This window comes from Pseudoalteromonas sp. S1727, assembly GCF_005886375.1.
GTDB classification, from domain to species: Bacteria; Pseudomonadota; Gammaproteobacteria; order Enterobacterales; family Alteromonadaceae; genus Pseudoalteromonas; species Pseudoalteromonas haloplanktis.
Window position 1 is genome coordinate 1 of record NZ_PNDT01000250.1, and the last position, 207, is coordinate 207.

The 207-nt window shown below is 44.4% G+C and carries 1 pseudogene; it reads right to left on the reverse strand.

The annotated features are described in order from the left end of the window. Positions 1 to 207, reverse strand: a pseudogene (locus CWB85_RS21890) (peptidase M28 family protein); the annotation flags it as partial.

The following is a 207-nucleotide window of genomic DNA, read 5'->3' on the forward strand; positions in this document are numbered from 1 at the left end:
CAGTGCCATCTTGATGCAGTTCAAAAATTGGTGCACTGGTGGCATTTTTCAGTGGAATTAAGTCAGGCCCGCCATTGGCGCTATTTTTGCCAATGTACTCTACGTTAAGTGGTGCAAGCTGTTGAGCTATCGCACGTACTACTGGTAGTGATGCTGCAGATACATTTGATTCAAAACCATACACAACATCAGCACCAAAGTCTGACT